This window comes from Pseudomonas sp. KBN12P06040, assembly GCF_037574965.1.
Lineage (GTDB): Bacteria > Pseudomonadota > Gammaproteobacteria > Pseudomonadales > Pseudomonadaceae > Pseudomonas > Pseudomonas aeruginosa.
This window is the reverse complement of record NZ_JBBELS010000002.1, coordinates 374,655-387,070: the sequence shown is the minus strand read 5'-3', so window position 1 is coordinate 387,070 and position 12,416 is coordinate 374,655. Positions and strand designations below refer to the sequence as shown.

Here is a 12,416-nt window from a genome sequence, read left to right as displayed (position 1 = left end):
ACGAAGTTTTCCGCAGCATCCGGCTATTTGGGATGGGGAAAGAACAGTGCGTGGAGAAACCGCCCCCACTCCTGCTGGCGTGGAAAGAACATCGGTAGGTGCCGGCGATAGGCTTGATAGGCCTCGCCGAACCGCGCCGTCAACACTGATTCTTCCCGCCTGGCCAGGTGAACATAGGCAAAGACGATCACCGGAAACAACAGCAAGGTGATGATCGTTGGCCAATGGATGATCTGACCGAAAACGGCCAGCATGATCCCTGTGTACTGCGGGTGACGGACCAGACTGTAGACGCCTTGGGTGGCCAACTGGCCCTCCAGGCTGGCGTAGTAGACCTGAACCCAGCCGCGGATCAACAGCATCAGACCAATGACGATGAATACTCCGCCCAGCAGCATTTCCAGCGTGGCGCCGAGGCTGCCGTAGCCCAGCAAGGTGGCCCAGAGATGCCCGGAATAGCCCGTCAGAGGAAGATCGATGCCCAGAAACCCCGTCAGCAGATAGATGGTCAACGGGAAGCCATACATCTCGGCGTATAACGCGATGATGAACGCTTGCACCAGGCCGGCGCCCGTCCACTCACGCCAGCTGCGTGGGGCGGCAAAGCGGTAGAGAAGCCAGGAGGCAATCAATACCATCACCAGCACCCAGCCCCAGTGCCCGTAGTGCATGGCGAAGTCATTCATGGTCAGGCTCCTTCCTATCGATCGGCAGTGGAACTGTGTAGCGAAAATCTCGAAGCGTCCGGGTATCGACACCGCTGACGGTGCCGTACCCGGCGCCATTCACTTATTCCCCTCTACGCCGGAGGCTTTTAGAGGGGGTGGCAAGCAACGAGCTCTTTACTGCGCCTTGCTGTCGCCTTGACCCGCCTCCTTACTCATCTGCTTGTTCATGTTTTCCATCATTTCGTTGCAGTTCTTCATCATTGAATTCATCTCCTGCATCATTCCCATCATTGGCATTTTATTGCCGTCCATCATGTGCATGCCTTCTCCCATCATCATCTCGGAACCGCTCTTGGCGGTATCCTTGGACGCCTCGGCAATAGCAACGGAAGCCGTACCAAACGTTATTGCGGAGGCAAGTGCGGCGGTATAGATAAGGGCGTTACGCATGGCGGTTCTCCTGATCGACAACAGTGGTTTCGTTCATTCGGGTTAGCGATGATTGCTCTGGAACTTCTTGTTTGCAGGTCTCGCCACCCATGCTCTTCATGCAGAGCCAGACCATCACCAGGCACGGCAGAACAGAAAGCAGAACAGGCAGGGTGGCTACAGCAAACAGGCCGCCCAGGTTAAACAGCAGAGTGAACGCTACGGCAACCGCAAGTCCCGCAATCAGTGGGTGGTGCTGCAACAAGCCTTTTAGGTAAAGCGTCGTGTTCTTGATCATGGTGTAGTCCTCAAGGTTGGTTCAGGCGCATCCGCTCAATTATCAGAACAACCGCCGCCATAAATCTGATACTCCAAGGCCCGTGGGGCTCCGCTGCTGTCTTCGTACCGCATGATCGAAGGCACAACGCCGCACTCCTGGCTCGTATCGCTGATGGACAAGACCCGGGCAATATCCAGCTTCATCCCGTAGTGGTAGGTCTCGACCGGGATCTGCTGAATATCGCCCTGTACCCCTTGTATGGCTTGTTCCTGAGCGGCATGAGCCATACCTCCAGCCACGAGCAGCGCCACTGCAGCGAGTAGAGCTGTGGCTCGTCTTGTGCGTATCGATACAGGCACAAGCAAAAGTTTCAGTTTTTTCATTGGGCACTCTCCTCAAGCGGATAGCGGTCCCTGGCGATTCAGGGAATTGCTTCCGCATGCTTGTCGGCATGAACAACAATCAAAATGTCGGCGACCATATCCAAATTTTTTCGTCTAAACAGACGCCCAGCGGACGTCAACGAATAGCTTCAGATACAGCTTCAGAGATTGATCAGAACAGTCTGCTTAGGAGGAAAAGGATCGGGAGCGACGGCCATGCGGCCAAGGAGGGAGGTGTAATAATCGTGTTGCGGCGAAGTGTTGACGGGCGATGAGTCGACAATGCTTGTTACTGCTCCAGTATAAGAGGCAGCGCAACTGATCGAGCAGGACATTTGATCATCCATGTAAGGACACAAACCGCCTACTTGCGTGTCGGTCTCAGTCTGCATTCCTTGCATGACCAAGCAATTGAGGGATGAACTCGCCGACCCAGGGTTGAATTCCTGGGTGCTGCCATGGGCTGCCCCCATAAACAGAAGCAGCGCCATGAGCAGCTTGATTAGCGTTCTATCCCGTCTTCGAGTCATCACAATTATCATTTCCTCAATTCAGAGGAGCAGCTTAGTTACTGGTTCTTACGTTAGTTCAAAATCCGTCCTGTGACGAATGATGCGAAGGAGCTGATGGGCCACATTCAAATGCGAGGCTTGTGTGCCGATCACTAGACTTCAGTAGTAGCGTAATCCTTACCATGGTGGCAAGGTCAAGCGCTGATCAGACATTCCGGGAGATGGTGGATGAGGTGGACCCGGCTCAGAGGCACGTTATATGACGCTGAAGGTTGCCGGCACCTCTGCGAGGTTTCGAGCATCAGGCCTTTTGGAACCTATATGCCCATTTTTATGAAGCGTATATATCGCATTCGCACGCTGGAGGAGGTAGGCCGAACGGTCATCGCAGTAGCCCTCGACGGGCGTGCTTGCTCTCGGCGACACACTGCGGGCGGATGCTGTCGAGGCGGTCAGTGCGCAGCGCAAGATGGTCTGCGCACGGTGCTGCTCACCGGCGACAACGAGCTCACGGCGACCTGCCCGCTCTGCGGCTTCGCCAAGCCGGAAACCATGCCCGCGGACGCCTGCCAGTTCTATTACGAGTGCAGCAACTGCAAGGCGCTGCTGCGCCCCAATCCGGGGGAATGCTGCGTGTTCTGTTCGTTCGGCTCGGTGAAGTGGCCGCCGATCCAGCAGCAGCTGCGTGGGTGTTGCCCGTAGAGCTCGGGTGGATTACAGGTCGTAGTCAGGGTTGCGCAGCGGACGCAGCTCGCCGCGGGCGACCTCTTCCGGTACCGCAAAGGACATACCGACCGAGTATGTTGATGTGTTCGTAGATCAGCGGCGACAGCCGGGCCACATCCTCTTCCAGTACCGGGTAAGCCCCAAGTTTCATGCCGTTGCTCGGTCTCAAGACTCATCCACCTTCGCTTTCGGAGGCGGTGGCAGAAAGAAAAAGGGCCGCTGGGGTGGGGCCACTAGGGTATCGGTTATCTTGATACTGCTGCCCTTGCGGCGTTTTTTCTTACCGTCCTTGTCCACGGCGAGGAGATCACCATTGGAGACTGCAATATCCAGAGCCTGCTTCACCCGTGACTCGTCCGCCATCGTGTAATTGGCAAGCCCACTCATTAGGCTTCCAAACGATTGCTGTTCAACCTCGTAAACCTGCTTGGGCAGCAACTCCGACAGTTCACCTCGGATGCGGGTATCCGTGACGATATCGAACTGATGCTCCTCCTCGAATATCAGCTCTTGCTGATCCGTCACCTTGATGTCGCGATTGGCGTCATAGCCAAAGAAGCATGAGGGAGACAGCATGTGGGAGAAGTTGTTGCCGTACTTCCAGTGGATCTTCTTCATCACGTCATTGGCGCGGTAGCTCTTCGCCAAGTGGATGAACCAGTACGCCATGGGGTTGGCGCCCACGGGGCGGATGAAAAAGATGGTCATGAACGGTGCGCCGGTTTCCTCCTTGATCCCGTCGGATAGGCAGCGTTGAATCAGGTACTGCCAATCGCGCGGGTTATGCGCCTTCAGGTGCTTAAGCATGTCCCATGGGATATGCCGTTCCAAGTCGATATTGGAGATGGCCTTTCGATTGGCCTGGCGGTCGGAGAGATAGGCCACCAGGAAGTCGACATTGAAGGTCAGCAGCACCTCGGCATTGGCTATGTTCTGAAAGATCCATTTGATCTTGGAGAACGGCACGTCGCTGTAGCCGTACTGATCCAGCAGAAACAGAACCCGCTCGCTCATGCCGAACGATTTGAGGTTGTGGGCGATCGCCGGTAACGCCTGGGTGAACTCGGCGGTATGCAGGTGTACATCGCGGCCGAAGCGCTGGCTGTGGCCTCGGCTGGCCAGGACGGCGTGCAGACAGTCGATGTTGTCTTTCTTCACATCGACAAAATAATGCTGGGAGCGGATGGGACGGGGTTTAATACGGCCAAGGTTATTGCGAACTTCGGATTCTTGAATTGCCTCCAGGGCGATCACCGGCGATCCGAAGTGCTTGCCACCCGCGTCATCGTTGTAGATACCACCGCCACTAAAGCCATCGACGACCGACAGGCCCAGCGCAGGCATCTGCTGATTGCGCATCAGGACATCAATGTAAGTCTGAATGTACTCATCGATGATCTGGTGTTTGATCTTGCTGTGCGGGTCGATGGTTGGAAAAGTCTGGCTCGCCCAATCCCACCGGTATTTTTCGTCATCCTTGGCCATCGAGTAGTCCTTGTCGTGGTGATCAGGCGAGGTTGAGCAGCGGGATCTCATCCCAGGTTTGGCCATTCAGGAGCCGGCCGTTGGCTTTCTTCGAGCGTTTAACGCCATCGGCTCCCCAACCGCCCCATTGTTTGAAGAAGAAGGCCGAACCGAATTCATCGCACTGGCGATGAATGTTGTCGACCCATTCCTCCTTCATGGGACGCGCCTTGCCACCCGACTCACCGCCAACGATGACCCAGTGGATGTCGGTCAAATCCAACTCGCCCAGATCCTCCAGCAAGGGTTCGGCCGAGAGGAAGCGGATTGTTGCGTCTATGCGGCGCAGGCAGTCTATGCGCGGCACGCCATAGGCTTTGTCCTCGACCGATACTCCCAGCCAGGCGTTCACGGGCGGAGTCCGCTGGCTGAAGTAGTCGGCCAAGCGCTCGGCACGCTTGGTGAGAATCTGGAAGGTGTGTTGAGACGCCTGGCGAATCACCTCGAACACCTGGTCGATGTACTCGTCCGGCACCTGCTCGTGGAACAGGTCGGACATCGAGTTGACAAAGTAGATGGTCGGTTTCTTGCGCTGCAGCGGTTCCTGAAGCTTTTCCGGCCGCAGGCTCAGGCGGAAACCGTTCTCGTAACCCGGCGTGCCCATGGCTTGCAGGCGGTGGGCCATGTTCTCGGCATAGCAGTGTTTGCAACCCGGCGATACCTTGGTGCAGCCCACCACCGGGTTCCAGGTCATTTCCGTCCATTCGATGCTGGTCTGCGTACTCATTGCACCTTCACTCCTGTCGTGCGTCGATGTTAGTGAGAAGCTGGCAGTTGCGTCAAAGTGCCAGTAATCAGTTCAAGGGCGGGTTTCGCCGCCAGGCCGCCAAAGGAGATGGCGGGGTCGATGTAGCGCATGGCCGACTTGATGTCCTTCCAACCCACGTAGGTCATCAGCGCCTTGAGATCCCAGCCGTTGGCCGTGGCCCAGGTGGCGAAGCCACGGCGCAGCGAATGGCTGGTGTACAGCTCAGCCGGTATCCCGGCGCGCTGTAGGATGTGCCGTAACAAGCTGATCAGGCTGCCAGGATGCAAGGCCTCGTCGCTCAGCCGCCCCCAGCGATCCAGCCGGCGGAACACTGCGCCGCGGGTGATGCCGGCAACACTGATCCAGTCGAGATAGGCCTGTACCGGGCAGAGGCGTTTCAGGGCCGGTGCGTAATGGGTCGTGCCGAGGTTTTCCCGGTCACCCTTGCTCTGCGGCAGGAACAGGCTCATGCCAGCACCGGCCTCGGCCTGGATATGCTCGACCTGCAGTCGACAGAGTTCGTCGCTGCGAAAGCCGCGCCAGAAGCCGATCAGCAGCAGCGCCGCATCGCGCCGACTGCGCAGCAGGCTTGTCAAGTTTCCGGACTGCCGAGCCCGTTCGGCTTCCTGATTCAGCCAGTGAACCGCCTGCTCCAGGTGTTGCAACTGCAACGGTGCAGCCTGCTTCGTTTGCGCCGGATGCAATGTGCGGATGCCTTTGAGCACCTGTCGCACCGTGGGCGTCTTGGTCGGATCAGGAAAGCCCTGGGCGATATGCCACTGGGCCAGGGCGGCCAGGCGCTGTTTGAGCGTGCTAAGGCTTAGGGTGTCGGCGTAGTCCACCAGGTAGCGCACGATGCTGTCGCTGGTGGCGGGCAGGAAGCCGCACCAAGTCACTTCGAAGTGCTCGATGGCCGATTGGTAGCTGCGGCGAGTGTTTTCCCGCGTACCGGCTTGCAGATAGCGACCGACATCCTTCATCGCCCGAGATTGCCCTTTGTGTACTGGAAAACGGTTGTCAAGCGACCGTTTTTGCCATCTGATTAAATAATGCTCCATTATTTTATCTGATTTATTTGCTTTAAACGCGCTTTACATCAATTAAATATAGTATGTAAATACATAGTATGTAATCTAATACGAAATCGTAGGAGCAGATCATGGCCCGCGGCGGCATCAACAAGGCACTGGTTCAGAAGGCGCGGCAGGCAATTCTGGCGCGGGGCGAGAACCCCAGCATCGACGCGGTAAGGGTCGAACTTGGCAATACCGGCTCGAAAACCACCATTCACCGCTACCTGAAAGAGCTCGAAGACGCCGAGCGCGGCCGAGATACGGCCTCGATCCCGCTCAGCGAACAGCTGGCCAATCTGGTCGGCCAACTGGCAGATCAGTTAAAGGAAGATGCGCAGGCGGCCGTGGCCCAGGAGCGCGAACAACTGGCACATGACCGGCTTGATTTCCAGAACCAAGCGCGGCTGGCCGAAAGCCGAATCCAGCAATTGGAAAGTCAGTGCAGCGGGCTCACAGAACAGCTCCAGGTTGTCCAGCACGCGCTACAGCAGGAGCAGCAGCGACGCCAACAGGGCGAGGTCGAGAATGCCCGCCTGTTGCAGGCCAACCGCGACCTGGAGGAGCGCCTGCAAGACCGCGATGGGCAGATTCGCTCGCTAGAGGAAAAGCATCAGCACGCACGTGACGCCTTGGAGCACTACCGCCAAGCCAGCAAGGAGCAGCGTGAGCAGGAACAACGTCGACACGAGTCGCAGATGCAGCAACTGCAACTAGAGCTACGGCAATTGCAGCAGACCCTGATCGTCAAACAGGACGAGTTGACCCAACTGAACCGCGACAATGCGCGCCTGCTCGCAGAAGCGCGGCAGTTGCAAAAAGAGCAGCATGCGCAGCAACAGCTACTGGCACAGAAAGCTCAGGCCCTGGAGGCCTTGCAAAACACGCTGACCGGCGCCGAGCGCTTGAATGAAACCCTGGAACAGCGTTGTCGCACATTGCATGAGGAGGTGTCCCGGCTGGGTGAAGCCTCCGCGATCCAGACGCAACAGGCGCAAGGCCTGCAGGAGCGCCTGATCGAAGCCACTGCACAGCTGAAGCTACTCGGGGCGCCGCTTGCGAACAGCGATGGCGCACGTAGCCCATGAACCGGCACACTGAGCCTATGCGCTGAGTGGAGGTGAAGATGACACTACTTGAGACTGCCAGTGAGGGGGCTGCGGAACCTGTCCGCTTGACTACGCCGCTGGGCCAGGCCATTGGTAATCTGTTCGCCCGGGCCTTGCCGCTACTGAATGGCAATCCGCCAGGCTCGCTCAAGGTCTTCATCTTCGGCGGCTGCGCGGTGCACCTGCTCACCCATGCGCGTGGTAGTGCGGACATCGATGCGGAGATCGAGGCGGCCCGTGTGCTGCGTAAGGAAGAGATCATGGCCGTCTATACACCGCCAGAGGGTTATGAGGACAGCGACGGCCGCGACTTGCAGGTGTACTTGGATCAGAACTACACCAATGCCCTCGGGCCATTGCACGAGGACTACCGTGAGCGTGCCATCCCCATGCAGGGTTTCGAGGGTGAGCAGCCGCTGCATGTTTTCGTTGCTGCCGGCGTGGATCTGGCAATATCCAAGCTCGGCCGCTTTACGGAAAACGATCAATCTGATATCGAACAGCTCATCGAATGCGGCCGTGTCGATGTCGGCCAGTTTGTTACACTGGCAACAGAGGCAATCGATTATGCTGTGGGCAACCGAAGCGCAATGCTAGGCTGCCTGAAACTGGTCACAGCGAAGTACCTGGAGGATCGGCGAGATGCCACGTCTGGATCGTAAACAAAGCTTTGGCGCGCTCCTGGAGACTGTCACTCAGCAGCGCCTTAGCCAAGTTGCGTCCGATGCTCTCGTGGAGCTCGCCAAGCAGTTGTGGTACGAAGAGCGCGACCTCGTGCCGGTATTGCAGCGTGAAGTGGCGGGCAAGCTGCGCCAGCCTGAACAGAAGCTGCGTGCCCTCTATCTGGTCGACCTGCTGCGTCGCTTTCCCTGTGTATCAACGGACAAAGCCGCGCGCCTAAAAGGCTTTGTCAGCAGCTGGTCGAACCTGAAACCGGCAGAACGCTCGCCGCGGGCGACCCAGTTGGTCTCTCGCTACAAGCTCGACAAGCTGGCCTATGAGTGGGGGCTGGAAGAAGACGTCAGCAAGCAGATGCAGGATGTTCTGGCTTTCCAAACCCGCCATTACGCCGCCACTCAGGGCGTGAAGACGGGCTATTCAGAGCCAGCGCCCATCGGCTAGCAGCCGGGCACGGCAAAATGGACGCGGAATGGCCAACTCGAATGACGACCGAAGATTCGCTGATCTAACACACGAGGCATTAGCTGATGTGAGCGAGGGTTTGGTGATCGATCACGCATTGGTCGAGACCTGGGCCCAGAGCCTTGATACCGACACCCCAGTGCCTTTGCCAACTCCAGATCGGCCTACTTAATTCGCAGCAGGCCGAACTCATCCTGAGCGGTATCGGGCTCCTCATCAAACATGGTGTTGACCATGCGCTTGCGGCGAAGATGGCTCAGGGTTCTGAAGAAGCAGACTTCGCACAGCCGAACCTCATAACGCTCACCGTCGTGCTTGGAACCATGCCCCCAGTTTGCCTGAAGGGTTCCAAACTGTTGGCCATAGCCTTCTGCGCGAATGCTCTGGCAGCAGACATCACAAGTGATGTCTATGACCGTTTCAGGCGGTGGAGTATTGGTATGCTCCATGGTCAGTACCTCCAGCTGCGGGCGGGCGGTGGCCATCCAAACCTTAGAATCGCTTCACTGCTCCAGAACTCCGATAAGGGTCACACTGGCAGGCCATATTCAATCGCATGAATAGCCTGCTGCACGGCGCGCGTACCAGCTTCTGTTGCCAACAGTTCGACCGGCCTCTCATTGGCCAACACCACATTCGGTGCCGTTAGCCAGCGGAGTGCACCTTCTAGGTCCCCTTCGTACAGCTCCAGTAGCGCATCGAGAGTCTCAACAAGGCGACAGAAAACCTCACTTGCCTGCAAAGACATTGCCGCACTGAGGGAGGATACTCCGACCCATTCCGCTATCTGGACGGGCGATCGCCCAAGCGCCTGGGCCAGATCAGAGACCAACGAAGCAGGCAGACCCGTCAGTACCGCCACATGCAAGCGGTAGTGGGGGTCGTCTCAGAAAACGGAAAATAAAGCACGCTAAGGCATAGCCGAACCTGCCAAGCTTGCTCCACCCTGTAGTGACGCGATCAGCGGGCAGGAAACGTTCCCCCTTCGCGCATGGCAGGCGCACACCAACTCAGACAGCACGGCCTCCATGCGCGCCAGGTCAGCCATTTTCTCGCGCACGTCCTTGAGCTTGTGCTCGGCCAGACTGCTGGCTTCCTCGCAATGGGTGCCATCCTCCAGCCGCAGCAGCTCGGCGATCTCATCCAGGCTGAAGCCCAGCCGCTGGGCTGATTTCACGAAGCGCACCCGCGTTACATCCGCCTCGCCATAGCGGCGGATGCTGCCATAGGGCTTGTCAGGCTCCAGCAACAAGCCCTTGCGCTGATAGAAACGGATGGTCTCCACATTGACCCCGGCCGCCTTGGCGAAAACGCCAATGGTCAGGTTCTCCAAATTGTTTTCCATATCGCTTGACTCCGTACATGAGTACGGAAGTAAGGTTACGCTATCCAATTTCAATTCGAAAGGACAAGCGCATGTCTGAACCAAAAACCGGGCGCGGCGCGCTCTTCACTGGAGGGCTTGCCGCCATCCTCGCCTCGGCTTGCTGCCTCGGGCCGTTGGTTCTGATCGCCTTGGGGTTCAGCGGCGCTTGGATCGGCAACTTGGCGGTGTTGGAACCCTATCGCCCCATCTTTATCGGCGTGGCGCTGGTGGCGTTGTTCTTCGCCTGGCGGCGCATCTACCGGCAGGCAGCGGCCTGCAAACCGGGTGAGGTCTGCGCGATTCCCCAAGTGCGAGCTACTTACAAGCTCATTTTCTGGATCGTGGCCGCGCTGGTTCTGGTCGCGCTCGGATTTCCCTACGTCATGCCATTTTTCTACTGATCGGAGTTCACCATGAAGAAACTGTTTGCCTCCCTCGCCCTCGCCGCCGTTGTTGCCCCCGTCTGGGCCGCCACCCAGACCGTCACGCTGTCCGTACCGGGCATGACCTGCTCCGCCTGCCCGATCACTGTCAAGAAGGCGATTTCCAAGGTCGAAGGCGTCAGCAAAGTTGACGTGACTTTCGAGACACGCCAAGCGGTCGTCACCTTCGACGATGCCAAGACCAGCGTGCAGAAGCTGACCAAGGCAACCGCAGACGCGGGCTATCCGTCCAGCGTCAAGCAGTGAGTCACTGAAAACGGCACCGCAGCACAACGGACGTCATTGTCTGGCGCCACAAACGATAAAGGATCTGTTGCATGACCCATCTAAAAATCACCGGCATGACTTGCGACTCGTGCGCGGCGCACGTCAAGGAAGCGCTGGAAAAAGTGCCAGGCGTGCAGTCGGCGCTGGTGTCCTATCCGAAGGGCACAGCGCAACTCGCCATCGTGCCGGGCACATCGCCGGACGCGCTGACTGCCGCCGTGGCCGGACTGGGCTACAAGGCAACGCTAGCCGATGCGCCACTGGCGGACAACCGCGTCGGACTGCTCGACAAGGTGCGGGGATGGATGGCCGCCGCCGAAAAGCACAGTGGCAACGAGCCCCCGGTGCAGGTAGCGGTCATTGGCAGCGGTGGAGCCGCGATGGCGGCGGCGCTGAAGGCCGTCGAGCAAGGCGCGCAGGTCACGCTGATCGAGCGCGGCACCATCGGCGGCACCTGCGTCAATGTCGGCTGTGTGCCGTCCAAGATCATGATCCGCGCCGCCCACATCGCCCATCTGCGCCGGGAAAGCCCGTTCGATGGCGGTATTGCGGCAACTGTGCCTACGATTGACCGCAGTAAGCTGCTGGCCCAGCAGCAGGCCCGCGTCGACGAACTGCGGCACGCCAAGTACGAAGGCATCCTGGGCGGTAATCCGGCCATCACCGTTGTGCACGGTGAGGCGCGCTTCAAGGACGACCAGAGCCTTACCGTCCGTTTGAACGAGGGTGGCGAGCGCGTCGTGATGTTCGACCGCTGCCTGGTCGCCACGGGTGCCAGCCCGGCGGTCCCGCCGATTCCGGGCTTGAAAGAGTCACCCTACTGGACTTCCACCGAGGCCCTGGCGAGCGACACCATTCCCGAACGCCTTGCCGTAATCGGCTCGTCGGTGGTGGCGCTGGAGCTGGCGCAAGCCTTTGCCCGGCTGGGCAGCAAGGTCACGGTCCTGGCGCGCAATACCTTGTTCTTCCGTGAAGACCCGGCCATCGGCGAGGCGGTGACAGCCGCTTTCCGTGCCGAGGGCATCGAGGTGCTGGAGCACACGCAAGCCAGCCAGGTCGCCCATATGGACGGTGAATTCGTGCTGACCACCACGCACGGTGAATTGCGCGCCGACAAACTGCTGGTTGCCACCGGTCGGACACCGAACACGCGCAGCCTCGCGCTGGACGCAGCGGGGGTCACTGTCAATGCGCAAGGTGCCATCGTCATCGACCAAGGCATGCGCACGAGCAACCCGAACATCTACGCGGCCGGCGACTGCACCGACCAGCCGCAGTTCGTCTATGTGGCGGCAGCGGCCGGCACCCGTGCCGCGATCAACATGACCGGCGGCGATGCGGCGCTCGACCTGACCGCAATGCCGGCCGTGGTGTTCACCGATCCGCAAGTGGCGACCGTGGGCTACAGCGAGGCGGAAGCCCACCACGACGGGATCGAGACCGACAGCCGCACCTTGACCTTGGACAACGTGCCGCGTGCGCTCGCCAACTTCGACACACGCGGCTTCATCAAGTTGGTTATCGAGGAAGGCAGCCATCGGCTGATCGGCGTACAGGCGGTCGCGCCGGAAGCGGGTGAACTGATCCAGACGGCGGCTCTGGCCATTCGCAACCGCATGACGGTGCAGGAACTGGCCGACCAGTTGTTCCCCTACCTGACGATGGTCGAGGGGTTGAAGCTCGCGGCGCAGACCTTCAACAAGGATGTGAAGCAGCTTTCCTGCTGCGCCGGGTGAGAAAAAGGAGGT

The 12,416-nt window shown here is 58.9% G+C and carries 18 protein-coding genes; 7 read left to right on the top strand and 11 right to left on the bottom strand.

Annotation, left to right across the window (positions count from 1 at the left end):
- Positions 1-23 precede the first annotated feature (23 nt).
- From VQ067_RS32780 to VQ067_RS32760, 5 genes are all read right to left on the bottom strand, one after another.
- On the bottom strand, positions 24-686 hold the full coding sequence (locus VQ067_RS32780) for a methyltransferase family protein (protein WP_058198918.1): 663 nt from the start codon (positions 684-686) through the stop codon (positions 24-26).
- A 156-nt stretch (positions 687-842) separates the two neighbouring features.
- A complete protein-coding gene (locus VQ067_RS32775) occupies positions 843-1,118 on the bottom strand; it encodes a hypothetical protein (RefSeq protein WP_021702871.1) in 276 nt (91 codons plus the stop codon).
- Positions 1,111-1,395: a hypothetical protein gene (locus VQ067_RS32770; protein WP_003131929.1), complete on the bottom strand. Its 285-nt coding sequence runs from the start codon at positions 1,393-1,395 to the stop codon at positions 1,111-1,113. Before VQ067_RS32770 ends, VQ067_RS32775 begins: the two co-directional genes overlap by 8 nt.
- 35 nt (positions 1,396-1,430) lie before the next feature.
- Positions 1,431-1,760: a DUF2790 domain-containing protein gene (locus VQ067_RS32765; protein WP_071543060.1), complete on the bottom strand. Its 330-nt coding sequence runs from the start codon at positions 1,758-1,760 to the stop codon at positions 1,431-1,433.
- A gap of 161 nt (positions 1,761-1,921) precedes the next feature.
- The gene (locus VQ067_RS32760; RefSeq protein ID WP_125896094.1) at positions 1,922-2,251 is read right to left on the bottom strand and encodes a hypothetical protein; all 330 of its coding nucleotides are present in this window, start codon (positions 2,249-2,251) and stop codon (positions 1,922-1,924) included.
- A gap of 504 nt (positions 2,252-2,755) precedes the next feature.
- Here VQ067_RS32760 and VQ067_RS32755 point away from each other — a divergent pair.
- A complete protein-coding gene (locus VQ067_RS32755; protein ID WP_021702875.1) occupies positions 2,756-2,974 on the top strand; it encodes a GDCCVxC domain-containing (seleno)protein in 219 nt (72 codons plus the stop codon).
- 189 nt (positions 2,975-3,163) lie between these two features.
- Here the strand turns inward: VQ067_RS32755 and VQ067_RS32750 are convergent, their stop codons facing one another.
- The 3 genes from VQ067_RS32750 to VQ067_RS32740 are packed head-to-tail and all read right to left on the bottom strand — an operon-like array spanning position 3,164 to position 6,250.
- Entirely contained in the window at positions 3,164-4,483 is a 1,320-nt protein-coding gene (locus tag VQ067_RS32750) for a three-Cys-motif partner protein TcmP (RefSeq protein ID WP_003131931.1), read from the bottom strand.
- Between the two features lie 22 nt (positions 4,484-4,505).
- Positions 4,506-5,249: a phage Gp37/Gp68 family protein gene (locus VQ067_RS32745; protein ID WP_003131934.1), complete on the bottom strand. Its 744-nt coding sequence runs from the start codon at positions 5,247-5,249 to the stop codon at positions 4,506-4,508.
- Positions 5,250-5,278: 29 nt separating this feature from the next.
- Positions 5,279-6,250: a site-specific integrase gene (locus VQ067_RS32740; RefSeq protein WP_003131935.1), complete on the bottom strand. Its 972-nt coding sequence runs from the start codon at positions 6,248-6,250 to the stop codon at positions 5,279-5,281.
- Positions 6,251-6,429: 179 nt separating this feature from the next.
- Here VQ067_RS32740 and VQ067_RS32735 point away from each other — a divergent pair, with 179 nt between their 5' ends.
- The 3 genes from VQ067_RS32735 to VQ067_RS32725 are packed head-to-tail and all read left to right on the top strand — an operon-like array spanning position 6,430 to position 8,571.
- Positions 6,430-7,428 carry a DNA-binding protein gene (locus VQ067_RS32735; protein ID WP_023911060.1) on the top strand — a complete coding sequence of 333 codons (999 nt, stop codon included), beginning with the start codon at positions 6,430-6,432 and terminating at the stop codon, positions 7,426-7,428.
- Between the two features lie 38 nt (positions 7,429-7,466).
- Positions 7,467-8,111, top strand: a complete 645-nt coding sequence (locus VQ067_RS32730) for a DUF6036 family nucleotidyltransferase (RefSeq protein ID WP_003131939.1) — start codon at positions 7,467-7,469, stop codon at positions 8,109-8,111.
- A complete protein-coding gene (locus tag VQ067_RS32725) occupies positions 8,092-8,571 on the top strand; it encodes a hypothetical protein (RefSeq protein WP_003124105.1) in 480 nt (159 codons plus the stop codon). Before VQ067_RS32730 ends, VQ067_RS32725 begins: the two co-directional genes overlap by 20 nt.
- A 185-nt stretch (positions 8,572-8,756) precedes the next feature.
- Here VQ067_RS32725 and VQ067_RS32720 read toward each other — a convergent pair whose 3' ends face one another.
- The 3 genes from VQ067_RS32720 to VQ067_RS32715 form a co-directional block, all read right to left on the bottom strand.
- Complete coding sequence (locus VQ067_RS32720) at positions 8,757-9,077, bottom strand: hypothetical protein (RefSeq protein ID WP_003124104.1); 321 nt, start codon at positions 9,075-9,077, stop codon at positions 8,757-8,759.
- A 44-nt stretch (positions 9,078-9,121) separates the two neighbouring features.
- The gene (locus tag VQ067_RS33570; protein ID WP_169311285.1) at positions 9,122-9,340 is read right to left on the bottom strand and encodes an MbcA/ParS/Xre antitoxin family protein; all 219 of its coding nucleotides are present in this window, start codon (positions 9,338-9,340) and stop codon (positions 9,122-9,124) included.
- Positions 9,341-9,502: 162 nt separating this feature from the next.
- A complete protein-coding gene (locus VQ067_RS32715; protein ID WP_003131969.1) occupies positions 9,503-9,937 on the bottom strand; it encodes a mercury resistance transcriptional regulator MerR in 435 nt (144 codons plus the stop codon).
- Between the two features lie 71 nt (positions 9,938-10,008).
- Between VQ067_RS32715 and merT the strand changes: the two genes are divergently transcribed.
- The 3 genes from merT (at position 10,009) to merA (ending at position 12,404) form a co-directional block, all read left to right on the top strand.
- Complete coding sequence (gene merT, locus VQ067_RS32710; protein ID WP_003131974.1) at positions 10,009-10,359, top strand: mercuric ion transporter MerT; 351 nt, start codon at positions 10,009-10,011, stop codon at positions 10,357-10,359.
- Positions 10,360-10,371: 12 nt separating this feature from the next.
- The gene (merP, locus tag VQ067_RS32705) at positions 10,372-10,647 is read left to right on the top strand and encodes a mercury resistance system periplasmic binding protein MerP (protein ID WP_003131987.1); all 276 of its coding nucleotides are present in this window, start codon (positions 10,372-10,374) and stop codon (positions 10,645-10,647) included.
- A 71-nt stretch (positions 10,648-10,718) separates the two neighbouring features.
- Positions 10,719-12,404 carry a mercury(II) reductase gene (gene merA / locus VQ067_RS32700; protein ID WP_003156770.1) on the top strand — a complete coding sequence of 562 codons (1,686 nt, stop codon included), beginning with the start codon at positions 10,719-10,721 and terminating at the stop codon, positions 12,402-12,404.
- Positions 12,405-12,416: the final 12 nt, after the last annotated feature.